This is a genomic window from Pseudomonas sp. M1 (assembly GCF_022760135.1).
Lineage (GTDB): Bacteria > Pseudomonadota > Gammaproteobacteria > Pseudomonadales > Pseudomonadaceae > Pseudomonas > Pseudomonas citronellolis.
This window is the reverse complement of sequence record NZ_CP094343.1, coordinates 621,282-644,004: the sequence shown is the minus strand read 5'-3', so window position 1 is coordinate 644,004 and position 22,723 is coordinate 621,282. Positions and strand designations below refer to the sequence as shown.

Annotated in this window: 17 protein-coding genes; 13 read left to right on the top strand and 4 right to left on the bottom strand. The window is 68.4% G+C overall.

Annotated elements, in window-relative coordinates; genetic code table 11:
* Positions 1-2 precede the first annotated feature (2 nt).
* The 4 genes from speA to PM1_RS02715 form a co-directional block, all read right to left on the bottom strand.
* A complete protein-coding gene (gene speA / locus PM1_RS02730) occupies positions 3-1,916 on the bottom strand; it encodes an arginine decarboxylase (protein ID WP_009613284.1) in 1,914 nt (637 codons plus the stop codon).
* A gap of 232 nt (positions 1,917-2,148) precedes the next feature.
* Positions 2,149-2,520 (bottom strand): translation initiation factor Sui1, encoded by a 372-nt coding sequence (locus PM1_RS02725; RefSeq protein WP_024128111.1) that lies wholly within the window; start codon positions 2,518-2,520, stop codon positions 2,149-2,151.
* 511 nt (positions 2,521-3,031) lie between these two features.
* Positions 3,032-3,571 carry an NUDIX hydrolase gene (locus PM1_RS02720; RefSeq protein ID WP_009613289.1) on the bottom strand — a complete coding sequence of 180 codons (540 nt, stop codon included), beginning with the start codon at positions 3,569-3,571 and terminating at the stop codon, positions 3,032-3,034.
* Positions 3,571-4,638, bottom strand: coding sequence for a DUF2333 family protein (locus PM1_RS02715; RefSeq protein WP_024128112.1), 1,068 nt, complete (start codon positions 4,636-4,638; stop codon positions 3,571-3,573). The genes PM1_RS02720 and PM1_RS02715 overlap by 1 nt, the downstream gene beginning before the upstream one ends.
* 249 nt (positions 4,639-4,887) lie before the next feature.
* Between PM1_RS02715 and PM1_RS02710 the strand changes: the two genes are divergently transcribed.
* The 13 genes from PM1_RS02710 (at position 4,888) to PM1_RS02650 (ending at position 22,460) form a co-directional block, all read left to right on the top strand.
* Positions 4,888-6,501: a GGDEF domain-containing protein gene (locus tag PM1_RS02710; protein WP_009613292.1), complete on the top strand. Its 1,614-nt coding sequence runs from the start codon at positions 4,888-4,890 to the stop codon at positions 6,499-6,501.
* A gap of 383 nt (positions 6,502-6,884) precedes the next feature.
* Complete coding sequence (gene dsbD / locus PM1_RS02705) at positions 6,885-8,741, top strand: protein-disulfide reductase DsbD (protein ID WP_009613294.1); 1,857 nt, start codon at positions 6,885-6,887, stop codon at positions 8,739-8,741.
* Positions 8,742-8,882: 141 nt separating this feature from the next.
* A complete protein-coding gene (aroQ, locus tag PM1_RS02700; protein ID WP_009613296.1) occupies positions 8,883-9,326 on the top strand; it encodes a type II 3-dehydroquinate dehydratase in 444 nt (147 codons plus the stop codon).
* Positions 9,327-9,351: 25 nt separating this feature from the next.
* Positions 9,352-9,822 (top strand): acetyl-CoA carboxylase biotin carboxyl carrier protein, encoded by a 471-nt coding sequence (gene accB / locus PM1_RS02695; RefSeq protein WP_009613297.1) that lies wholly within the window; start codon positions 9,352-9,354, stop codon positions 9,820-9,822.
* Between the two features lie 17 nt (positions 9,823-9,839).
* Complete coding sequence (gene accC / locus PM1_RS02690) at positions 9,840-11,186, top strand: acetyl-CoA carboxylase biotin carboxylase subunit (protein ID WP_009613299.1); 1,347 nt, start codon at positions 9,840-9,842, stop codon at positions 11,184-11,186.
* A gap of 108 nt (positions 11,187-11,294) precedes the next feature.
* Entirely contained in the window at positions 11,295-12,173 is an 879-nt protein-coding gene (gene prmA, locus PM1_RS02685) for a 50S ribosomal protein L11 methyltransferase (protein ID WP_009613301.1), read from the top strand.
* Between the two features lie 75 nt (positions 12,174-12,248).
* Positions 12,249-13,754, top strand: coding sequence for a DUF3426 domain-containing protein (locus tag PM1_RS02680; RefSeq protein ID WP_009613302.1), 1,506 nt, complete (start codon positions 12,249-12,251; stop codon positions 13,752-13,754).
* A gap of 227 nt (positions 13,755-13,981) precedes the next feature.
* A complete protein-coding gene (gene dusB, locus PM1_RS02675) occupies positions 13,982-14,980 on the top strand; it encodes a tRNA dihydrouridine synthase DusB (protein WP_009613304.1) in 999 nt (332 codons plus the stop codon).
* Positions 14,977-15,297 carry a DNA-binding transcriptional regulator Fis gene (gene fis, locus PM1_RS02670; protein ID WP_009613305.1) on the top strand — a complete coding sequence of 107 codons (321 nt, stop codon included), beginning with the start codon at positions 14,977-14,979 and terminating at the stop codon, positions 15,295-15,297. Before dusB ends, fis begins: the two co-directional genes overlap by 4 nt.
* A 97-nt stretch (positions 15,298-15,394) precedes the next feature.
* The gene (gene purH / locus PM1_RS02665) at positions 15,395-17,002 is read left to right on the top strand and encodes a bifunctional phosphoribosylaminoimidazolecarboxamide formyltransferase/IMP cyclohydrolase (protein WP_009613308.1); all 1,608 of its coding nucleotides are present in this window, start codon (positions 15,395-15,397) and stop codon (positions 17,000-17,002) included.
* Between the two features lie 90 nt (positions 17,003-17,092).
* Positions 17,093-18,382, top strand: a complete 1,290-nt coding sequence (gene purD / locus PM1_RS02660; protein ID WP_009613310.1) for a phosphoribosylamine--glycine ligase — start codon at positions 17,093-17,095, stop codon at positions 18,380-18,382.
* 147 nt (positions 18,383-18,529) lie between these two features.
* On the top strand, positions 18,530-21,334 hold the full coding sequence (locus tag PM1_RS02655) for a hybrid sensor histidine kinase/response regulator (protein ID WP_009613312.1): 2,805 nt from the start codon (positions 18,530-18,532) through the stop codon (positions 21,332-21,334).
* A gap of 529 nt (positions 21,335-21,863) precedes the next feature.
* Positions 21,864-22,460: a MarC family protein gene (locus tag PM1_RS02650; RefSeq protein WP_009613314.1), complete on the top strand. Its 597-nt coding sequence runs from the start codon at positions 21,864-21,866 to the stop codon at positions 22,458-22,460.
* Positions 22,461-22,723: the final 263 nt, after the last annotated feature.

Here is a 22,723-nt window from a genome sequence, read left to right as displayed (position 1 = left end):
GGTCAGGACGACAGGTACGCCGAGCGCGTCAGGCCCAGGCGCAGCGCGTCGAGGAACTGGGTGCGCTCGCGGGCGGTGAGCTTGGCCCCGGCCACCTTGTCGCGGTAGTGAGTCATCAACTCCTCGGGCGACAGGTGCACGTAGCGCAGCATGTCCTCGATGGTGTCGTGGGTCTCGATGCCGGCGTGATGGAAGCTGCCGTCGGCGCTCTGGTAGACGTTCACCGAGTCGGTGTCGCCGAACAGGTTGTGCATGTCGCCGAGGATCTCCTGGTAGGCGCCGACCAGGAACACGCCGATCAGGTAGTCCTCGCCCTCCTTCACGTCGTGCACCGGCAGGCTGGTCTCGATGCTCTGCTCGTCGACGTACTGGGTGATCTTGCCGTCGGAGTCGCAGGTCAGGTCCTGCAGCACCGCGCGGCGGTCCGGTTCCTCGCCCAGGCGGTGGATCGGCAGGATCGGCAGCACCTGGCCGATGGCCCAGGTGTCGGGCAGGCTCTGGAACACCGAGAAGTTGCAGATGTACTTGTCGGCGAGCTTGTCGTTGAGCTCGTCGAGCACCTGGCGGTGCGAGCGCTGGCGGGCCTTGAGCTGGTTGTGCAGGCGCCGGCAGATGGCGAAGTAGCACTGCTCGGCCAGGGCCTTCTGGGCCAGGCTGATCTTGCCCTCGGCGTACTGGCTGGCGGCGTCGCTCATGTAGTGGGTGGCGCGCCAGTAGGTCTCGGTGACCATCTCGGCGTCGGTCGGGCCGAGCAGGTCGGCCAGGTACTGGACGATCTCCGGCTGCTCGGCCAGATCGGTGATCTTCGGCAGCTCGTCGTTGTGCCGCTCGACGTCGGTGACCTGGGTGATCAGCACCGCGTGGTGCGCGGTCAGCGCGCGGCCGCTCTCGGAGAAGATGTGCGGGTGCGGCAGGCCCTGGGCGTCGCAGAACTCCTTGAGCATGCCCACCACCACGCCGGCGTAGTCGTCGATGTCGTAGTTGATGGAGCTTGCGTTGCGCGAGTGGGTGCCGTCGTAGTCCACGCCCAGGCCGCCACCGACATCCACGTGATCCACCGGCAGGCCGAGGCCGCGCAGTTCGCCGTAGTAGCGGATGGCTTCCTTGAAGCCGTGCTGGTAGTCGGCCAGGTTGGCGATCTGCGAGCCCATGTGGAAGTGCAGCAGGCGCACGCCCTGGTCCAGCCCGGCCTGGCGGAAGCGCTCGACCACCGACAGCAGCTGCGCGGCGGAAAGGCCGAACTTGGCCTTCTCGCCGCCGGTGTCGGCCCACTTCGAGGAGGCCAGCGAGGACAGCCGCACGCGCAGGCCGACCTGCGGCAGCACGCCGACGTGCTCGGCCTCCTCGATCACCAGTTGCACCTCGGACTCCTTCTCGATGACGATGAAGACGTTGTGCCCGAGCTTCTGCCCCATCAGCGCCAGCTTGATGAACTCGCGGTCCTTGTAGCCGTTGCAGACGATGGTCCCGCCCTTGGGCGCCAGCGCCAGCACCGCCATCAGCTCCGGCTTGGAGCCGGCTTCCAGGCCGATGGAGACGTTCTGCGTGGCGATGATGCTTTCCACCACCGCTTCCTGCTGGTTGACCTTGATCGGGTAGAGCGCGGTGTAGCGGCTGCCGTATTCCAGGCGCGCGATGTTGGCATCGAAGGCGCCGGTCAGCTTGCGCACGCGGTCCTGCAGGATGTCCGGGAAGCGCACCAGCAGCGGCAGCGACAGGCCCGCCTCGCGCAGCTGGCCGACCAGCGCATGCAGATCGATCGGCTGGGCGTCGGCGCCCTGCGGGCGCACCTCGACGTTGCCGGCGTCGTTGATCGCGAAATAGCCGGCGCCCCAATGGCGGATACCGTAGATGCTGCGGCTGTCCGCCACCGTCCAGTTGCTGCCGTCGTCTTTGCGGGTCCGTCTTGCGGCCATGCGCGGGTGTCTCCTGAAAAGAAAGTCGAGCGCCCGGCGCGGGTAGCGCGCGGACGCAACAAGCCTAAACGTCGGGTATGACGTTGCCGTGTTGACCGCCATCTCTGGCGGTAGTTTAGGAAAGCGTGGCGAACTCGCGAGCGCGGCGCATCTCCCATCTAGGGAACGGGCTGGCCGGCATGCCGGCGCCGTGCGCCGCTGCCTAACCCGTTCCCTGCAGGGGAGAGACGAATCAGCCGCCGGATTTCTTGGCCTTGAAGCCGCGCTTGGCCAACTCTTCGAGGAGCAGCTCGACGTGGTCGCCCTGGATCTCGATGACGCCGTCCTTCAACGCGCCGCCGGTGCCGCAGCGTTTCTTCAGCGCCGTGGCCAGTTCCTTGAGGGCGTCTTCGGCCAGGGGCACGCCGCTGACCGTGGTCACGGTCTTGCCGCCGCGGCCCTTGGTCTCGCGGCGCACACGGGCGATGCCGTCGCCGGCCGGAACCACGGACTGCTTGCAGATGCAGGCGCCAATGGGCTGGTTGCAGTCCGGGCAATGCCGGCCCGCATCGGTGGAGTAGACGAGCCCGCCAAGGGCGGACAGGGAGGATGCTTTCTTGACCACCGGGCGTTTTCCCCAGGATTGGCCTCTAAGGGCCAGGTCAACGAATGATCGGCTGGCGCCGACCGCGACGCCCCACTCAGGCAGGGGCTGCGCATTCCCGCCGGAGGACCCGAGCGGAAAGGTCGCGCAATTTACCAGCATTGGAGGCAAATGCTAAGGGTGGAAATGCGTCATTGATCGGCGGATTGGCGACATGCCCGTGGAGCGCCCTCACCCCGGCCCTCTCCCGCAAGCGGGAGAGGGAGTCCGCGCCGGGAGCACCGAGCCTCACTGCGATTGCGGCGTGGATGCACAAACCACGGCTTGCCCATGGCACAGTTTCGCCGCCCACTCAGGACAGTCCCTTCTCCCGCAAGCGGGAGAGGGAGTCCGCGCCGGACGCACCGAGCACTGCTGCTGTTATGGAGTGGATGCATGGGCAATGGCATGCAAGAGGCACAGACCACACGCCCACTCAGGACAGTCCCCTCTCCCGCTTGCGGGAGAGGGTTAGGGTGAGGGGCTCTTGCTCTTAAAGCTGCCCCAGATACAACCGCAAAGCCTGCAACGAATCCGGACAGTACAAAGCCCCAGAGGTAGCCTCCTCCAGCGCCACAGCCGGCTCGACGAACCGCGCCTCCAGCACCTCCTCCGGCTGCAGCCTCAACGGCCCATCCCAGATCGCGGAAAACACCGCGCACCACAACCGATTACCCGGCTCGTCGAAAAAGAAGGTGCCATGCTCGCGCAACTCCACTCCGGCCACGCCCAGCTCTTCCTCCAGCTCGCGGCTGGCCGACAGCGCATAGCTCTCGCTGGCCTGCACCATCCCGCCGGCGGCGGCGTCCCAGTAGCCCGGGTACACCGCCTTGCTCAGGCTGCGACGGTGCACGCAGAGCTGCCCGGCGCCGTTGAACAGCAGGATGAAGGTGCCGCGGCCGATCAGCCCGCGCTCGCGCAGCTGGGCGCGCGGCAGCTCGCCCAGCAGTTGGTCGCGCTCGTCGACCCAGGCGATCAGTTCCCGGTCCGAGGCCAGCCGGTGGGCGGTCTCGGCGGCGCTGACGAGGTCCATCAGCCCTGCGCCAGCAGTTGCCGCAGATCGATGATCGCGGCGTTGGCCCGGGAAATGTAGTTGGCCATCACCAGCGAATGGTTGGCCAGCACGCCGAAGCCGCTGCCGTTGAGCACCATCGGGCTCCACAGCGCTTCCTGGGTGGCTTCCAGCTCACGGATGATCTGCCGCACGCTGACGGTGGCGTTCTTCTTCGCCAGCACGTCGGCGAAGTCGACCTCGATGGCGCGCAGGATGTGCGACAGCGCCCAGGCCTGGCCGCGGGCCTCGTAGAACACGTTGTCGATCTGCAGCCAGGGGGTTTCCTGCACCTCTTCGTCGACCTGCGGCGCCTCCCCCGGCGCCAGCGCCGAGGCGGTCTTGATGTTGGTGTTCAGCTTGACCCGCCCGACGCTGGCGGACAGGCGCTGGGACAGCGAGCCCAGGCGGGTGGAAACGTCGCCCAGCCAGTTGTTCAGGCTGTCGGCGCGGGCGTAGAACTGCGCGTTGGGCTGCTCGGCGGAGAGGCGCGCCAGGTAGCGGTCCAGGGACTTGATGCCCTCGGCGTACTCCGACTCGGAAGACGGCAGCGCCCAGCTCTTGTTGTCGAAGTTGAAGCGCGGCTCGGCGCGGGCCAGGTCGGCGTCCTCGGTGGACTGCGACTGCGAGCGGGCGAAGTCCTTGCGCAGCGCGCGGGACAGGTCGCGGGTCTGCACCAGCACGCCGTATTCCCAGCTGGGCATGTTGTCCAGCCACAGGCCCGGCGGGAAGATGTCGTTGGACAGGTAGCCGCCCGGCTTGTTCAGCAGGGTGCCGACCACTTCCTTGAGGGTTTCCACGGTGGTATAGCCCACCACCATCTGCCGCCCGGCGCGCTCGGCGGCCTGCTGCGCATGCTGCTGCACGGGGAACAGGTCCGGCTCGCGGCTCCAGTACCAGCCGACCAGGGCGGCGACCACCAGGTAGGCGCCCAGCAGCCCGCCGACCACGCGCACCAGCCAGGGCCCGCCGAAGTAGGCGCGCACATCGTCAACCCTGTCGTCGACGCGCTCGCGCACCGAGCCGCCGCGATTCTTCCAGTTCCACATGGCAAAGTCCTTGGTTCGACCTAACGGAAAAAGGTTGGACCGCAGGCCCCGCCACAGGTGCCGGGCGATGCCGCGATCCAGGCGCACTAGCATGCCGCAGTCGGCGCCCGAAGGGCAGCCTACCCTCTGCATGGCACGCCTGGCGATCCTTGACCGACATCACTGGAATTGCCAGCGGCAAATGGTAGCATGGTGCCATCACCGCTCTGGCGACCTCGCCACCGCGTCAGCCCTCACAAGAAGTGCGCCATGACCGAGCACGACGATCCCACCCGCGATCGCTTGAAACACCATTTTGCCCAGCGGGTGATCCACCAGGCCCGGCACGTGCTGGAGATCTGGCAGCAGCTCAGCCGCTCGGAATGGACCGCCAGCGGCATGGCCGACCTGCGCGAGGCCGTCCTGCGCCTGCAGCGCTACGCCGAGCGCTTCGAGCAGGCCGAGCACGCCCAGCTGGCCGCCGCCATCGGCGCCGGGCTGGACGCCGTGGCGGGCAACCGCGGGCGCCTGTCCAGCGAGCGGATCAACGAGTTCGCCCAATTGATGCTGCGCCTGTCGCGCACCGGCCTGCGCCATGGCGACCAGCTCGAACACACCCAGCTGCCGCCGCTGCGCAAGCCGGTCTACCTGGCCCTGCAGGACGCCGAGCGCGCCGAGCGGCTGGCCCAGCAGCTGGAGTTCTTCGGCGTCCACGCGCAACTGTGCGAACACGCCGCGGCCTTCCGCGCGGCCATGGCCGAACGCCACCCGGCGGCGCTGCTGATGGACGTCGACTTCGCCGGCGCGGGCCTCGGCCTGGCCCTGGCCGAGGAAGTGCAGGCGGGCCTGGCGCACAAGCTGCCGGTGCTGTTCTTCAGCCACGAGGAAACCGACACCCCCACCCGCCTGGCCGCGGCCCGCGCCGGCGGCCAGGAGTTCTTCAGCGGCACCCTGGACGCCTCCGGGGTGCTGGAAAAGATCGAGATGCTCACCCGCGTTGCCCACTACGACCCCTTCCGCGTGCTCATCGTCGACGACTCGCGGGCCCAGGCGGCGCACACCGAGATGGTCCTCAACGGCGCCGGCATCGTCACCCGCGCGCTCACCGCGCCGCTGTCGGTGATGGCCGAGCTGGCCGAGTTCCAGCCCGACCTGATCATCCTCGACATGTACATGCCCGAATGCCTGGGCACCGAATTGGCCAAGGTGATCCGCCAGCACGAGCGCCACGTCAGCGTGCCGATCATCTACCTGTCGGCCGAGGACGACCTGGACAAGCAGCTCGACGCCATGAGCGAGGGCGGCGACGACTTCCTCACCAAGCCGATCAAGCCGCGCCACCTGATCGCCACCGTGCGCAACCGCGCGGCGCGGGCGCGCAGCCTCAAGGCGCGCATGGTGCGCGACAGCCTCACCGGGCTGTACAACCACACCCACACCCTGCAGCTGCTGGAAGACGCCAGCTACCGCGCGCGCCGCGAAGGCCAGCCGCTGGCCTTCGCCATGCTCGACATCGACCACTTCAAGAAGGTCAACGACAGCTACGGCCACCCCATGGGCGACCGGGTGATCAAGAGCCTGGCGCTGTTCCTCAAGCAGCGCCTGCGCAAGACCGACCACATCGGCCGCTACGGCGGCGAGGAATTCGCCGTGGTGCTGCCGGACACCGACAGCGTGGCGGCGCACAAGGTGCTGGAGGAAATCCGCCAACGCTTCGCCGAAATCCGCTACCCGGCCAAGCCCGCCGACCTGGCCTGCACCTTCAGCTGCGGCATCGCCCAGCTGGGCGCGGACGAAGACGCCACCGTCCTGGCCCGCCGCGCCGACGAGGCGCTGTACCGCGCCAAGCATGGCGGGCGCAATCGCGTCGAGGTGTTCGCCTGATCCCGCGGACCGGCGGATAACGCCGGGGGTGGGCTCGGCGTAGGGCGGATAACCGTTCGTGGTTATCCGCCGCTTGACCTTGGCCATGCCCCGCTCGGTGATGGGCACGAAACGCCGTTGAAGAGCGCGCCAGCCCCGTAGGATGGGTTGAGCGAAGCGATACCCATCGCCGCAACTCCGCCCCCACCGGCCCGCACGCACAGCTTTTCGGCGCAGCCGGCAAGCACTTGCGCGCCCGATTGACGCAGGACGGAACCCCCACCACGACCGCCTGTCGCAGTGCGAGCGCTCACGTCTTGTCACCTTCGCGCCGCCGCGAGGGTGGCCAGGGGCCGGGCGCATTCGGCTATCATGCCGCCACCCAGAAAGTCCGCGAGAGTTCCATGCGCCGTCTGCTGACCCTGCTCCTGTTCCTGGTCGCCCTGCCCGCCACCGCCGGCCTGTTCGACAAGCCGGCCCCCGCCGCCCCCGGTTTCAGTACCGCGGCGCCGGCCGAGGGCAAGTTCCTTCCGGTGGCCGAGGCCTTCCGCCTGAGCGTCGAGGACAGCGACAGCCAGCAGGTGCTGCTGCGCTTCGTCAACGCCGAGGGCTACTACCTCTACCGGCACCGCATGAAGTTCCAGGTCGAGCCGGCCGAGGTCAGCCTCGGCGACGTGCAGCTGCCGCCGGGCAAGGCGCACCACGACGACTACTTCGGCGACTCCCAGGTCTACTACGCCATCACCGACGTCAAGGTGCCGCTGAACAACCCGCAGAAGCTGCCCTACCGCCTCACCGTCACCTACCAGGGCTGCGCCGACAAGGGCCTGTGCTACGCCCCGGAAACCGTCCAGGTGCAGGTTTCCGCCGCGGGCGTCGCCAGCCTCGGCGCCAAGCCCGCCGCCGCCGGCAAGGCGGCCGTGGCCTCCGGCGAGCCGGCGGTGGTCGACGACCTGCTGGCGCTGCTCAAGGGCGAAGGCAGCGGCAAGATCAAGAAGCTCGACCGCGGCCTGCTGATCGCCTTCCTCGCCGGCCTGACGCTGACCTTCACCCCCTGCGTGCTGCCGATGCTGCCGATCCTCTCCGGCGTGGTCCTGCGCGGGCGCCCGGGCGGCATGCGCGGCTTCACCCTGTCGCTGGCCTACGTGCTGCCGATGGCGGTGTGCTACGCCGTGCTCGGCGCGCTGATGGGGCTGTTCGGCGCCAAGCTCAACCTGCAGGCGATGTTGCAGTCGCCCTGGGTGCTGGTGCCCTTCGCGGCCTTCTTCGTGGCCTTCGCCATCGCCATGTTCGGCATCTTCGAGCTGCGCCTGCCGGGCTTTCTGCGCGAGCGCCTGGACCGCATGGCGGCCGACACCCGTGGCGGCTCCATCGCCGGCGCGGCCACCCTGGGCGTGCTTTCCAGCCTGCTGGTCTCGCCCTGCGTCTCGGCGCCCCTGGCCGGCCTGCTGCTGTACATCGGCAGCACCGGCGACGCCCTCGGCGGCGGCCTGCTGCTGTTCGCCCTGGGCCTGGGCATGGGCACCCCGCTGGTGATCTTCGGCGCCGGCGGCGGCGCCGTGCTGCCGAAATCCGGGGCCTGGATGACCGGCGTGCGCAACTTCTTCGGCGTGCTGCTGCTGGCGGTGGCCATCTGGCTGCTGGAGCGGGTGCTCTCCGGCCCGGTGAGCCTGGCCCTGTGGGGCGCCCTGGCCGGCGGCGTGGCCATCGCCCTGGGCACCCTGGAACTGGTAAACAAGACGCCGCTGCAACGCGGCGCCCAGCTGCTCGGCCTGATGTTCCTGGTCTACGCCCTGGCCGCCTGGGCCGGCGCCCTGCGCGGCGAATCCGACCCGCTGCACCCGCTGGGCCGCTCCGAACCCTCCAGCCATGCCGGCCCGCCCAGCTCGACGCCCGGCCAGTGGCAGAACCTGACCACCCCGGCGCAGCTCGACGCCGCCCTGGCCCAGGCCAGCGCCGCCGGCCGGCCGGTGCTGCTGGACTGGTACGCCGACTGGTGCATCAGCTGCAAGATCATCGAACGCCAGGTGCTGCCGGACGCGGCAGTGCAGGCGCAACTGGCCGGCTACCAGCTGCTGCGCTTCGACATGACCGACAGCACCGCCGAGCAGCGCGCCCTGCTCGACCGCTACAACCTCTTCGGCCCGCCGGCGCTGCTGCTGTTCGACGCGGGCGGCCAGGAACACAGCGACCTGCGCATCGTCGGCGAGACCAACGCGGCCACCCTGGCCGCGCATCTGCAACAGGCCGGCGCGCGCTAGAGCGCGCCTCATATTTCTGCAGCAATCATCAGGCAACATGCCGACATCTACCGCAAAACCGGCATGACTGGACAGTCACGCCCGGTTTCCGGCATAGTCCCGGCCAATTTCCAATCCGCGCGACGAGAGAACAACAAGCCGATGGCCACCCTACTGGTCCTGCACGGGCCCAACCTGAACCTGCTCGGCACCCGCGAACCCGGCGTCTACGGCTCGGTCACCCTCGAGCAGATCAACCAGGACCTGGAGCGCCGCGCCCGCGAGGCCGGCCATCACCTGATGTACCTGCAAAGCAACGCCGAGTACGAACTGATCGAGCGCATCCATGCCGCGCGCGGCGAAGGCGTGGACTTCATCCTCATCAATCCGGCGGCTTTCACGCATACGAGTGTCGCGCTACGTGACGCGTTGCTCGCGGTGAGCATCCCATTCATCGAAGTGCACCTGTCCAACGTGCACAAACGTGAACCTTTCCGGCATCACTCCTACTTCTCCGACGTGGCGGTAGGGGTGATCTGCGGCCTGGGGGCCACAGGCTACCGCCTGGCCCTGGAGTCCGCCCTCGAACAACTTGAACGCCCGTGACCATCACCTGGGAGTGCGAACGCTAATGGACATCCGTAAAGTCAAGAAACTGATCGAACTGCTCGAAGAATCCGGCATCGACGAGCTGGAAATCCGCGAAGGCGAAGAATCGGTGCGCATCAGCCGCCACAGCAAGACCGCCGCCCAGCCGATCTACGCTGCCGCCCCGGCCTACGCGCCCGCCCCCGCTGCCGCCCCGGCCCCAGTGGCCGCTGCCGCCGCACCGGCCGCCGAAGCCGCGCCGGCCGCCGCCAAGCTCAACGGCAACGTGGTCCGCTCGCCGATGGTCGGTACCTTCTACCGCTCGCCCTCGCCGACCGCCGCGCCCTTCGTCGAAGTCGGCCAGAGCGTGAAGAAAGGCGACATCCTGTGCATCGTCGAAGCCATGAAGATGATGAACCACATCGAGGCTGAAACCAGCGGCGTCATCGAGCAGGTCCTGGTCGAAAGCGGCCAGCCGGTCGAGTACGACCAGCCGCTGTTCACCATCGTCTAAGCCGCGGGGAACCTGCGATGTTGGATAAAGTACTGATCGCCAACCGCGGCGAGATCGCCCTGCGCATCCTGCGCGCCTGCAAGGAGCTGGGCATCAAGACGGTCGCGGTGCACTCCACCGCCGACCGCGAGCTGATGCACCTGTCGCTGGCCGACGAGGCCGTGTGCATCGGCCCGGCCCCGGCCGGCCAGTCCTACCTGCACATCCCGGCGATCATCGCCGCCGCCGAAGTCACCGGCGCCAACGGCATCCACCCGGGCTACGGCTTCCTCGCCGAGAACGCCGACTTCGCCGAGCAGGTCGAACGTTCCGGCTTCACCTTCATTGGCCCGAGCGCCGACGTGATCCGCCTGATGGGCGACAAGGTCTCGGCCAAGGACGCCATGAAGAAAGCCGGCGTGCCCACCGTACCGGGCTCCGACGGCCCGCTGCCGGAAGACGAGGAAACCGCCCTGGCCATCGCCCGCGAAGTGGGCTACCCGGTCATCATCAAGGCCGCCGGCGGCGGCGGTGGCCGCGGCATGCGCGTGGTGCACAGCGAGGAAGAGCTGATCAAGTCGGCCAAGCTGACCCGCACCGAGGCCGGCGCCGCCTTCGGCAACTCCATGGTCTACCTGGAGAAGTTCCTGACCAACCCGCGCCACGTGGAAGTCCAGGTGCTCTCCGACGGCCAGGGCAACGCCATCCACCTGGGCGACCGCGACTGCTCGCTGCAGCGCCGCCACCAGAAGGTGCTGGAAGAAGCCCCTGCGCCGGGCATCGACGAGAAGGCCCGCGCGGAAGTCCTCGAACGCTGCGTTCGCGCCTGCGTCGAGATCGGCTATCGTGGCGCCGGCACCTTCGAGTTCCTCTACGAGAACGGCCGCTTCTACTTCATCGAGATGAACACCCGCGTGCAGGTGGAGCATCCGGTGTCGGAGATGGTTACCGGCATCGACATCGTCAAGGAAATGCTGCGCATCGCCTCCGGCCAGAAGCTGTCGGTCCGCCAGGAGGACGTGGTGATCCGCGGCCACGCCCTGGAATGCCGGATCAACGCCGAGGACCCGAAGAACTTCATGCCCAGCCCGGGCACCGTGAAGCACTTCCACGCCCCCGGCGGCAACGGCGTGCGCGTCGACTCGCACCTGTACAGCGGCTACACCGTACCGCCGAACTACGACTCGCTGGTCGGCAAGCTGATCACCTACGGCAAGGACCGCGACGAGGCCCTGGCGCGCATGCGCAATGCCCTGGACGAGCTGATCGTCGACGGCATCAAGACCAACATCGACCTGCACAAGGACCTGGTCCGCGACAAGGAATTCTGCAAGGGCGGTGTGAACATCCATTACCTGGAAAAGAAACTCGGCATGAGTCACTGAGCCCACGCCGATAAAAGCGCTGGAGGCTGGAAGGCTGGACGAAAAAGCGGATAATCCCGCCCTTCGTCCGGCCTTCCAGCCTTCAGCCGTTTTCTCACGAGGTTTTTTATGCCCTGGGTTCAAGTCCGCCTCGCCATCACCCCGGAACAGGCGCCCACCTACGAAGACGCCCTGCTGGAAGTCGGCGCCGTCTCGGTGACCTTCATGGACGCCGAGGACCAGCCGATCTTCGAGCCGGACCTGGGCACCACCCCGCTGTGGACCCACACCCACCTGCTGGCGCTGTTCGAGGACGGCACCGACGAGGCCGCGCTGCTGGCCCACCTGCAGCTGCTGACCGGCGGCGAACTGCCTCAGCACCAGGTCGAAATCGTCGAGGACCAGGACTGGGAACGCAGCTGGATGGACAACTTCAAGCCGATGCGCTTCGGCCGCCGCCTGTGGATCGTCCCCAGCTGGCACGAGGCGCCGGAGCCGGAGGCGGTGAACCTGCTGCTCGACCCGGGCCTGGCCTTCGGCACCGGCACCCACCCGACCACCGCGCTGTGCCTGGAATGGCTCGATGGCCAGGAACTGGCCGGCGACACCGTGCTGGACTTCGGCTGCGGCTCGGGCATCCTCGCCATCGCCGCGCTGCTGCTGGGCGCGAAGCAGGCGCTGGGCACCGACATCGACCCGCAGGCCCTGGAGGCCTCGCGCGACAACGCCACGCGCAACGGCATCGACCCGGCGCTGTTCCCGGTCTACCTGCCCGCCGATCTGCCCGCCGGGCAGGCCGACGTGGTGGTGGCGAACATTCTCGCCGGTCCCCTGGTCTCACTGGCAGGCCAGCTGACTTCCCTGGTCAAGCCCGGCGGCCGCCTGGCCCTGTCGGGCATCCTCGCCGAGCAGGCCGAGGAAGTGCGCGCCGCCTACGCCGACGCCTTCGAGCTGGAGCCCACCGCCGAGCGCGAAGGCTGGGTACGCATCAGCGGCCGCCGCCGCTGAACCCTGGTGGCGGCCAACTGCCCGCACGCCGAGGCTTGAGTTAGACTAATCGACCGTTTATCGCCGGACCGCCGCATGAGCGCCAGTTTCATCACACAGTGCCCGCATTGCCTCACCAGTTTCCGCGTCAACCAGGCGCAGCTGGGTGCGGCCAATGGCGCTGTGCGCTGCGGCGCCTGCCTCAAGGTGTTCAACGCCCCGCAACATATGCTGGGCGGCACCGCGCGCTCCGGCGGCGAGCCCATCCAGCCGCCGGCTGCGGCCCCGAAACCCGCAGCGCCCGCCGCGCCGAGCGAGCCCCCGCGCCCCGTCCCGGCGCCCGGCGTCGCCACCCTCGGCTGGCCGCTGGCGCCGCACAGCGCGCGGCCGTCCGCCGACAGCACGGTAGCCCCGGCCGCCACACCAATGCCGGCCCCGAGCCAGCCCCCGGCGCCCGCCCCGGCACCGGCCAGGCCGGCGCAAGAAGCCGCCGTAGCGGCCAAGTCCGCCGACGATACCCTGTGGATCCACGACGATCTCGACCTGGACAGCCTCAACCTCGACGAAGAGCTGGCCAAGCTCGACGAATTCGAGCTGTCCCAGGAATTCCGCGAACTGCAGGCCGCGCCCAAGCCGGCCGAGGCCCTGCTGGGCAACCGCCCGTCGGCGCGCGACCCGCATGACGAACGCTGGGCCGAGGCCCTGCTGCGCGACGAGGAACGCCAGGCGAGCGAAGGCGGCCGCCAGGAACCGAGCCTGGGCCGCATCGAAGAAGAGCCCGAGCAGCCCCCCGTCGCACCGCCGCAACCGCAGAGCGCGCCGGTCGAAGAGCCGGCCGTGGCCGCCGCGGCCGCAGAAGAGGAAGACGACGACCTGCCGAGCTTCAGCGCCCGCCGCGACGACGAGCCGCTGGAAACCGAAGCCGAGCCGGACGAGGAACCCGAGGCCGAGCCCCCGCTGGCGGAACGCGAGACGCCCCGCCTGGGCGCGCCGCTGGACGACGAGGACGAAGAGGCAGACGACAAGGCCCCGCGCCGCCCCGACCCGGGCCTGGGCGAGGCCGCCCTGCACGACCTCAGCGACGAGCCGCTGCAACTGGACTGGCAGAAGCCCAAGAGCCGCTGGGGCTGGCGCCTGCTCTGGCTGCTGCTGATCCTCCTGGCCCTGGCCGGCCTGGGCGGCCAGTACGTGGCCTACCACTTCGACGAGCTGGCCCGCGAGGACGCCTACCGCCCCTGGTTCGCCGAACTCTGCCCGCAACTGGGCTGCAGCCTGCCGTCGAAGGTCGACGTCGAGCAGATCCGCAGCAGCAACCTGGTGGTGCGCAGCCACCCGGACTTCAGCGGCGCCCTGGTGGTGGACGCGATCATCTACAACCGCGCCAGCTTCTCCCAGCCCTTCCCGCTGCTGGAGCTGCGCTTCGCCGACCTCAACGGCCAACTGATCGCCAGCCGCAGCTTCAAGCCCAGCGAATACCTGGGCGGCGAGCTGGCCGGGCAGAGCGAGATGCCGCCGCAGACGCCGATCCACGTGTCGCTGGACATCCTCGACCCGGGCCCCAAGGCGGTCAACTACAGCCTCAGCTTCCATTCGCCGGAGTGACCGGCGCGTAGCGCAGAACCCCGCGCAGCGCCAGTTCCGCTCGTCTTCCAACCCCAGGCAATAAGCCGGCGGCTGTTCAGAATTTATCCAAAATCGCCTTTATCCGGTCATCGAGAGCGGGTATCATGCCCTCCCTTTTTTGCAAGCACCGGTGGCCTCTCGCCGACCCTCCCCGAGTCCTCGACCCGCGGGAGCGTGCAGCGATTGCGCCCCATAACAGGGAAGCGATGTCGGTGGTTCGCATCGGCTCTTACACACTGCCCAACAGACTGATCCTGGCTCCCATGGCCGGCGTCACCGATCGCCCGTTCCGCCAGCTGTGCCGCCGCCTCGGCGCCGGCATGGTGGTCTCGGAGATGGTCACCAGCGACGTGCGCCTGTGGAACAGCCGCAAGTCGCGCCTGCGCCTGGTGCACGACGGCGAGGACCAGCCGCGTTCGGTGCAGATAGCCGGCGGCGACCCGCAGATGCTCGCCGAGGCCGCCCGCGCCAACGTCGAACTGGGCGCGCAGATCATCGACATCAACATGGGCTGCCCGGCCAAGAAGGTCTGCAACAAGGCCGCCGGCTCCGCGCTGCTGCGCGACGAGAAGCTGGTGGCCGAAATCCTCGAAGCCGTGGTGGCCGCCGTCGAAGTGCCGGTGACGCTGAAGATCCGCACCGGCTGGGACCGCGACAACCGCAACGGCGTGAACGTCGCGCGCATCGCCGAGCAGTCGGGCATCCAGGCCCTGGCCGTGCACGGCCGCACCCGCGCCGACCTGTACACCGGCGACGCCGAATACGAAACCATCGCCGCGATCAAGCAGGCGGTGTCCATCCCGGTGTTCGCCAATGGCGACATCACCTCGCCGCAGAAGGCCCGCCAGGTGCTCCAGCACACCGGCGCCGACGCCTTGCTGATCGGCCGCGCCGCCCAGGGCCGGCCGTGGATATTCCGTGAGATCGAGCACTACCTGAGCACCGGCGAGACCTTGCCGGCGCCGTCCCTGGCCGAGGTGGAAAGCATTTTGCTGGAGCACCTGGCCGCCTTGCATGCCTTCTATGGGGAAGAGCTGGGTGTCCGCATCGCCCGCAAGCACGTGGGCTGGTACCTGGCGACGTTACCGGGGGCGGCGGAGTTCCGCGCCCAGTTCAATCGTTTGCAGAACACGGATGCACAGAGCGCCAGCGTCAGGCAGTTCTTCGCCGAGCGCCACGACAACGGAAAAGGGGTGGCCGCATGACAACGATGACCGAGACTTTAGTGAGTGGAATGACACCCGTGAGCGACAACGCGAACCTCAAACAGCACCTGAACACGCCGACGCAGGAAGGCCATACCCTGCGCGACAGCGTCGAGAAGGCACTGCGCAACTACTTCGCCCACCTCGATGGGCAGCCGGTCACGGACGTATACAACATGGTGCTCTGCGAAGTGGAGGCACCGCTGCTGGAAACCGTGATGGACCACGTGAAGGGTAACCAGACCAAGGCGTCGGAGCTGCTCGGCCTGAACCGCGGCACCCTGCGCAAGAAGCTCAAGCAGTACGACCTCCTCTAAAAGCCGCTGGAGGCTAAAGGCTGAAGGCCGGACGAAAAAGCGCCCCTCGTCCAGCCTCCAGCCTCCAGCGCTCTTATCCTCATCAGATGGAACCGTTATGACCGACCACTCCCTCCGCCTGCCCATCCGCCGCGCGCTGATCAGCGTCTCCGACAAGACCGGCGTCGTCGATTTCGCCCGCGAGCTGGTCGCCCTCGGCGTGGAGATCCTCTCCACCGGCGGCACCTACAAGCTGCTCAAGGACAACGCCATCGCCGCCGTGGAAGTGGCCGACTACACCGGTTTCCCGGAAATGATGGACGGCCGCGTCAAGACCCTGCACCCGAAGGTGCACGGCGGCATCCTCGGCCGTCGCGACATCGACGGCGCGGTGATGGCCGAGCACGGCATCAAGCCGATCGACCTGGTGGCGGTCAACCTGTACCCCTTCGAGGCCACCGTGGCCAAGCCCGACTGCGACCTGCCGACCGCCATCGAGAACATCGACATCGGCGGCCCGACCATGGTCCGCAGCGCCGCGAAGAACCACAAGGACGTCGCCATCGTGGTCAACGCCGGCGACTACGCCGGCGTGGTCGCGGCCCTGAAGGCCGGCGGCCTGACCTACGCCCAGCGCTTCGACCTGGCCCTGAAGGCCTTCGAGCACACCGCCGCCTACGACGGCATGATCGCCAACTACCTGGGCACCATCGACCAGGCGCGCGACACCCTCTCCACCGAAGGCCGCGGCGCCTTCCCGCGCACCTTCAACAGCCAGTTCATCAAGGCCCAGGAAATGCGCTACGGCGAGAACCCGCACCAGAGCGCGGCCTTCTACGTCGAGGCGAAGAAGGGCGAGGCCAGCGTCTCCACCGCCGTGCAGCTGCAGGGCAAGGAACTGTCGTTCAACAACGTGGCCGACACCGACGCCGCGCTGGAATGCGTGAAGAGCTTCGTCAAGCCGGCCTGCGTCATCGTCAAGCACGCCAACCCGTGCGGCGTGGCCGTGGTCCCGGAGAACGAGGGCGGCATCCGCAAGGCCTACGACCTGGCCTACGCCACCGACACCGAGTCGGCCTTCGGCGGCATCATCGCCTTCAACCGCGAGCTGGACGGCGACACCGCCCAGGCCATCGTCGAGCGCCAGTTCGTCGAAGTCATCATCGCCCCGAAAGTCTCCGCCGCCGCCCGCGCCGTGGTCGCCGCCAAGGCCAACGTGCGCCTGCTGGAATGCGGCGAGTGGCCGGCCGAGCGCGCCCCGGGCTGGGACTTCAAGCGCGTCAACGGCGGCCTGCTGGTACAGAGCCGCGACATCGGCATGATCACCGAGGCGGACCTGAAGATCGTCACCCAGCGCGCGCCCAGCGAGCAGGAAATCCACGACCTGATCTTCGCCTGGAAAGTGGCCAAGTTCGTCAAGTCCAACGCCATCGTCTACGCCAGGCACCGCCAGACCGTGGGCGTCGGCGCCGGCCAGATGAGCCGCGTCAACTCCGCACGCATCGCCGCCATCAAGGCAGAACACGCCGGCCTGGAAGTGAAAGGCGCGGTCATGGCCTCGGACGCCTTCTTCCCGTTCCGCGACGGCATCGACAATGCGGCCAAGGCCGGCATCACCGCGGTGATCCAGCCGGGCGGCTCGATGCGTGACAATGAAGTCATCGCGGCGGCCGACGAAGCCGGCATCGCGATGGTGTTCACCGGTATGCGCCATTTCAGGCACTAAAAGCTGGAAGCCTGTAGCTGGAAGCCTGAAGCCCGACCGCTTCCAGCTTCCAGCTTCCAGCTTCCAGCTCTCAGACGAGAGCTATCGAATATGAATGTACTGATCATCGGCAGCGGCGGCCGTGAACACGCCCTGGCCTGGAAGGTCGCCCAGGACCCGCGCGTGGCGAAGGTCTTCGTCGCCCCGGGCAACGCCGGCACCGCCACCGAGCCCAAGTGCGAGAACGTCGCCATCGACGTGCTGGCCCTGGAGCAACTGGCCGACTTCGCCGCGAAGAACGTGCAACTGACCATCGTCGGCCCCGAGGCGCCGCTGGTCGCCGGTGTGGTCGACCTGTTCCGTTCGCGCGGCCTGGACATCTTCGGCCCGACCAAGGGCGCGGCCCAGCTGGAAGGCTCCAAGGCCTTCACCAAGGACTTCCTGGCCCGCCACAAGATCCCCACCGCCGACTACCGGAACTTCACCGAAGTCGAGCCGGCCCTGGCCTACCTGAAGGAAAAAGGCGCGCCCATCGTGATCAAGGCCGACGGCCTGGCCGCGGGCAAGGGCGTGATCGTCGCCATGACCCTGGAAGAAGCCGAGGAAGCCGTGCGCGACATGCTCGCCGGCAATGCCTTCGGCGACGCCGGTTCGCGCGTGGTGATCGAGGAGTTCCTCGACGGCGAGGAAGCCAGCTTCATCGTCATGGTCGACGGCCAGAACGTGCTGCCCATGGCCACCAGCCAGGACCACAAGCGCATCGGCGACGCCGACACCGGCCCCAACACCGGCGGCATGGGCGCCTACTCGCCGGCCCCGGTGGTCACCCCCCAGGTGCACCAGCGGGTGATGGACGAAGTCATCTACCCGACCGTGCGCGGCATGGCCGAGGAAGGCAACGTCTACACCGGCTTCCTCTACGCCGGCCTGATGATCGACAAGAGCGGCGCGCCCAAGGTCATCGAGTTCAACTGCCGCTTCGGCGACCCGGAAACCCAGCCGATCATGGTCCGCCTGGAGTCCTCCCTGGTCCTGCTGGTCGAGGCCGCCCTGGCCAAGGCGCTGGACAAGGTCGAGGCCACCTGGGACCCGCGCCCGACAGTGGGCGTGGTGCTGGCCGCCGGCGGCTACCCGGGCGACTACGCCAAGGGCGACGTCATCGAAGGCCTGGCCGAAGCCGCCAAGCTCGACGGCAAGGTGTTCCATGCCGGCACCGCGCTGAAGGACGGCCAGGTGGTCACCTCCGGCGGCCGCGTGCTCTGCGCCACCGCCATCGGCCCGAGCGTGTCCTCGGCGCAGCAGCAGGCCTACCGCCTGGCGGAGCAGATCCGCTGGAACGGCTGCTTCTACCGCAAGGACATCGGCTACCGCGCCATCGCCCGCGAACGCGGCGAAAGCTAAAAGGCCGGCGGGCGCAGGGGCTGAGCCGCCTTTGCGCCCGTTTTTCCGACCTGCGGTCGGCAGGCGGCCACGTGCGGGCCCGGGTGGATTTCGGGGCCGTCGGCACTTGGCTATAATCCGGCCACTCTCCACCGAAGGGAATTCGCCGTGCGCCGGCTCTGGAACGCCACAGGACTTCTGGTCTGCCTGCTGCTGACGGCCCTGCTCGTAGGCCCGGGCCTCGTCCAGGCGCAGGATGCCGACGGCTGGTCGCAGTTGCACGACGGCGAAGGCCGCCTGCAGTTGCAGGACGTCCTCTCCGCACGCCTGCGCCCGCTGTTCAGCCCCCTCGACATCGAAGACCTGCACGCCCCCGCCGGCCCCGGCGCCATCTGGCTGCACTACCGCCTGCCGGCCAGCGACGCGCCGCGCCAGCTGCGCCTGTTCTCGCCGAGCCTGGACAGTCTGCAGCTCTACCTGCTGCACGGCTCGCAGCTGCTGGAAGAACGCCAGGCCGGCAACCTCTACCCCGGCCAGCGCCCGCTGCTCAACAGCGACATCCTGCTGCCGCTGCGCAGCAGCCCGGAAGTCCTCGACCTCTACCTGCGCCTGAGCTCCAGCCAGAGCCTGCGCCCCACCATCAGCCTGGAAAGCGCCGAATACCCCGCCGGCCAGCAGCGCCCGCTGCAGTTCGGCATCCTCCTCGGCTGCCTGGGCATGCTGCTGCTCTACAACCTGGTGCGCTTCGCCTACAACCGCGTGCTCAGCGGCCTGTGGCTGGCCGGGGTGCACGCCGGGCTGCTGCTGGCCTGCCTGACGCTGTTCGGCCTGCTCAGCCCCTGGTACGGCACGCACCAGACCTGGCAGCCGCTGACCGCCCAGTTGGCCCTGCTGCTGGTGCTGTTCTGTGCCCTGGGCTACACCGCCAGCTTCTTCCACGGCCAGCCGCCGCGCCGCCCCCTGGGCCGCCTGCTGGCCCTGGGCAGCCTCGGCCTGCTCGGCCTCGGCGCGCTGCTGCACCTGGCCCTGGACATCCCCACCGGCGAGCTGCTCTACGGCCTGGTGGCGATCACCAGTCTGGGCATGTTCCTCATCGCCGCCTACTACATGCGCCACGGCTACCGCCCGGCCCGGCTGTTCGTCATCGCCATGGGCGTGTTCGTCAGCGCCTGGCTGCTGAGCCTGCCGGCCCTGCTCGGCTACGTGCCCACGCGCAGCGACTGGCTCGGCAGCGCGCTGCTGGGGCTGACCGCAGCGGCCGGCTTCCTGCTCAGCCTGGCCCTGGCCGAGCGCCAGCGCCAACTGCAGCAGGAGAGCTTCGACGCCAGCCGCAAGCGCGCCGCCAGCAGCGCCGAGCTCAAGGCCAAGGGCGAGTTCCTGGCGAAGATCAGCCACGAAATCCGCACCCCCATGAACGGCGTGCTGGGCATGACCGAGCTGCTGCTCGGCACGCCGCTGTCGGCCAAGCAGCGCGACTACGTGCAGACCATCCACAGCGCCGGCAACGAGCTGCTGGCGCTGATCAACGAGATTCTCGACATCTCCAAGCTGGAGTCCGGGCAGATCGAGCTGGACGAGGTGCAGTTCGACCTGGGCGCGCTGATCGAGGACTGCCTGGCGATCTTCCGGGTGCGCGCCGAGCAGCAGAAGATCGAGCTGATCAGCTTCACCCAGCCGCAGGTGCCACGGGTGATCAGCGGCGACCCGACGCGCCTGCGCCAGGTGCTGCTGAGCCTGCTGGACAATGCCTTCAAGCAGACCGAGGAAGGCGAGATCCTCCTGGTGGTGGCCCTCGACGGCCCGCCGGGCAAGACGCGCCTGCGCATCGCCGTGCAGGACAGCGGCCGCCCGCTGGACCCCAACGACCGCCAGGCCCTGCTCACCGCCGAGCTGCACAGCCGCGACTTCCTCTCCGCCACCCGCCTGAGCAGCCGCCTGGGCCTGGTGATCGCGCGCCAGCTGATCCAGCTGATGTCCGGCCAGCTGGGCATCGAAAGCGGCCTGGACAGCGGCGGCGACAGCGGCAACACCCTGTGGCTGAGCCTGCCGCTGGACCAGGACATGCTCGAACACCCCACCGCCGACCTCGACAGCCCGCTGCAGGGCGCGCGCCTGCTGGTGGTGGACGACAACCAGACCTGCCGCAAGGTGGTGGTGCAGCAGTGCAGCGTCTGGGGCATGAACGTCAGCGCCGTGGCTTCCGGCAAGGAAGCCCTGGCTCTGCTGCGCACCAAGGCGCACCTGCGCGAATACTTCGACGTGGTCCTGCTCGACCAGGACATGCCCGGCATGACCGGCATGCAGCTGGCGACCAAGATCCAGGAAGACCCCAACCTCAACCACGACATCCTGCTGATCATGCTCACCGGCATCAGCAACGCGCCGAGCAAGATCATCGCCCGCAACGCCGGGATCAAGCGCATCCTGGCCAAGCCGGTGGCCGGCTACACGCTCAAGGCCACCCTCGCCGACGAACTGGCCCAGCGCGGCCCCAGCGGCGTGACCAACTACCTGCCGGCGGCCGCCGAACCCGCGCCGCTGAGCCCGCCCAGCGACTTCCGCGTGCTGGTGGCCGAGGACAACAGCATCTCCACCAAGGTCATCCGCGGCATGCTCGGCAAGCTCGACCTGCAGCCGGACACCGCCAGCAACGGCGAGGAAGCCCTGGCCGCGATGAAGGCCACCCAGTACGACCTGGTGCTGATGGACTGCGAGATGCCGGTGCTCGACGGCTTCTCCGCCACCGAGCGCCTGCGCGCCTGGGAAGCCAGCGAACACCGCCCGCACACGCCGGTGGTGGCGCTCACCGCGCACATCCTCAGCGAACACAAGGAACGCGCCCGCCTGGTCGGCATGGACGGGCACATGGCCAAGCCGGTGGAACTGTCGCAACTGCGCGAACTGGTGGCCTACTGGGTAGCCGAACGCGAACGCCGCCTGCGCCAGCAGAGCGACGCGGCGTTGCCGTCCTGACGCCCATCACGGCGCCGAGGTGCTTTTCGTAGGATGGGTTGAGCTTGCGAAACCCATGCGGTTGCGGTGATGGGTATCGCTCCGCTCAACCGCATCCTACGGGCGTTGTGTCTGCCGGAGGGTGTAGGAGCGAGCTTGCTCGCGAAGGGCGTTTCCCGGTGGCTGCGGTGTTTCGGGTTGACCTCGCCCCTCTCCCTAACCCTCGGCTGCGCGCCCCGCCCTGAAGGGAGAGGGGACCGTTGGGCAGGGCTGGGTGTTCTGGCGTCAGCCGGCAACGCCAAAGGTTTCCGGCTGAAACCATCACTTCTCTCGGCGCGGACAAGCCCCCTCTCCCTTCAGGGAGAGGGCTGGGGAGAGGGGAAAGGAGCCGAGCCAATACACCGACATCACCGGTGAACACCCTTCGCGAGCAAGCTCGCTCCTACAATAAAACCCCCACCAAAACCCGCCCCCAGGCAATGACCGCCGCCCACCCCGCCCGCTATGCTTCAGCCCCAGCAGAGCCATCTCACCCGGACGAGATCCCCCCATGCATGTGCTGTTCAGCGTGTACCTGAAGATGCTGGTGCTCTACAGCCCCTTCTTTGTGCTTTCCTGCTTCATCAGCCTCAGCCGCGGCTTCGCCCCGCGCGATCGCAAGCACATGGCCTGGCGCGTGGCCCTGGCGGCGCTGGTGGCCAGCGTGCTGCTGTACCTGTTCGGGCGCTACATCTTCACCCTCTTCGGCATCACCGCCGACGCCTTCCGCATCGGCGCCGGCAGCGTGCTGTTCATCTCCGCCCTGGGCATGGCCCAGGGGCGCTCGGCGGTGCAGAGCGACAACGTGCAGCAGGACGTCACCATCGTCCCGCTGACCATCCCCATCACCGTCGGCCCCGGCACCATAGGCGCGCTGCTGGTGATGGGCGTCGGCCAGCACTGGGAGGACAAGCTGCTGGCGCTGCTGGCGATCGTCCTCGCCTGCCTCACCCTCGGCGTCACCCTCTTCCTGTCCGACCGCATCGAACGCATCCTCGGCGAGCAGGGCCTGCAGATCGTCAGCCGGCTGATGGGCCTGTTCGTCTGCGCGCTGGCCGCGCAGATCATCATGACCGGCGTGCGCGGCTACTTCCTGCCCGCGCCCTGAGACCGGCGTCACACAGCGGCACGCCCCAATTGGGGGCGAATCGTCCGCACGCCCCCTCGGCGCACCAGAATGGCGCCGCGAAAACCCCGAGCGAAACGGCAAAAAACGCCGCGCAAGCCCTCTGGCACAGGGCTTTGCGCTGCTTGGCACGGATGCTGCGATAGACCTCCCGACCCGCAGGGGTCCCCTACCCACTTCGGGAGGCTGCACAGGCGACGGCCCAGAATCCGCGCGGCACCCTCCCAGGTACTGGAAGCCAAGGA

What these genes read in the sequence shown, in the direction of transcription:
- speA (WP_009613284.1), bottom strand. Translation starts at nt 1,916, where the DNA reads ATGGCCGCAAGACGGACCCGCAAAGACGACGGCAGCAACTGGACGGTG.
- PM1_RS02720 (WP_009613289.1), bottom strand. Translation starts at nt 3,571, where the DNA reads ATGGACCTCGTCAGCGCCGCCGAGACCGCCCACCGGCTGGCCTCGGAC.
- PM1_RS02715 (WP_024128112.1), bottom strand. Translation starts at nt 4,638, where the DNA reads ATGTGGAACTGGAAGAATCGCGGCGGCTCGGTGCGCGAGCGCGTCGAC.
- PM1_RS02710 (WP_009613292.1), top strand. Translation starts at nt 4,888, where the DNA reads ATGACCGAGCACGACGATCCCACCCGCGATCGCTTGAAACACCATTTT.
- dsbD (WP_009613294.1), top strand. Translation starts at nt 6,885, where the DNA reads ATGCGCCGTCTGCTGACCCTGCTCCTGTTCCTGGTCGCCCTGCCCGCC.
- aroQ (WP_009613296.1), top strand. Translation starts at nt 8,883, where the DNA reads ATGGCCACCCTACTGGTCCTGCACGGGCCCAACCTGAACCTGCTCGGC.
- accB (WP_009613297.1), top strand. Translation starts at nt 9,352, where the DNA reads ATGGACATCCGTAAAGTCAAGAAACTGATCGAACTGCTCGAAGAATCC.
- accC (WP_009613299.1), top strand. Translation starts at nt 9,840, where the DNA reads ATGTTGGATAAAGTACTGATCGCCAACCGCGGCGAGATCGCCCTGCGC.
- prmA (WP_009613301.1), top strand. Translation starts at nt 11,295, where the DNA reads ATGCCCTGGGTTCAAGTCCGCCTCGCCATCACCCCGGAACAGGCGCCC.
- PM1_RS02680 (WP_009613302.1), top strand. Translation starts at nt 12,249, where the DNA reads ATGAGCGCCAGTTTCATCACACAGTGCCCGCATTGCCTCACCAGTTTC.
- dusB (WP_009613304.1), top strand. Translation starts at nt 13,982, where the DNA reads ATGTCGGTGGTTCGCATCGGCTCTTACACACTGCCCAACAGACTGATC.
- fis (WP_009613305.1), top strand. Translation starts at nt 14,977, where the DNA reads ATGACAACGATGACCGAGACTTTAGTGAGTGGAATGACACCCGTGAGC.
- purH (WP_009613308.1), top strand. Translation starts at nt 15,395, where the DNA reads ATGACCGACCACTCCCTCCGCCTGCCCATCCGCCGCGCGCTGATCAGC.
- purD (WP_009613310.1), top strand. Translation starts at nt 17,093, where the DNA reads ATGAATGTACTGATCATCGGCAGCGGCGGCCGTGAACACGCCCTGGCC.
- PM1_RS02650 (WP_009613314.1), top strand. Translation starts at nt 21,864, where the DNA reads ATGCATGTGCTGTTCAGCGTGTACCTGAAGATGCTGGTGCTCTACAGC.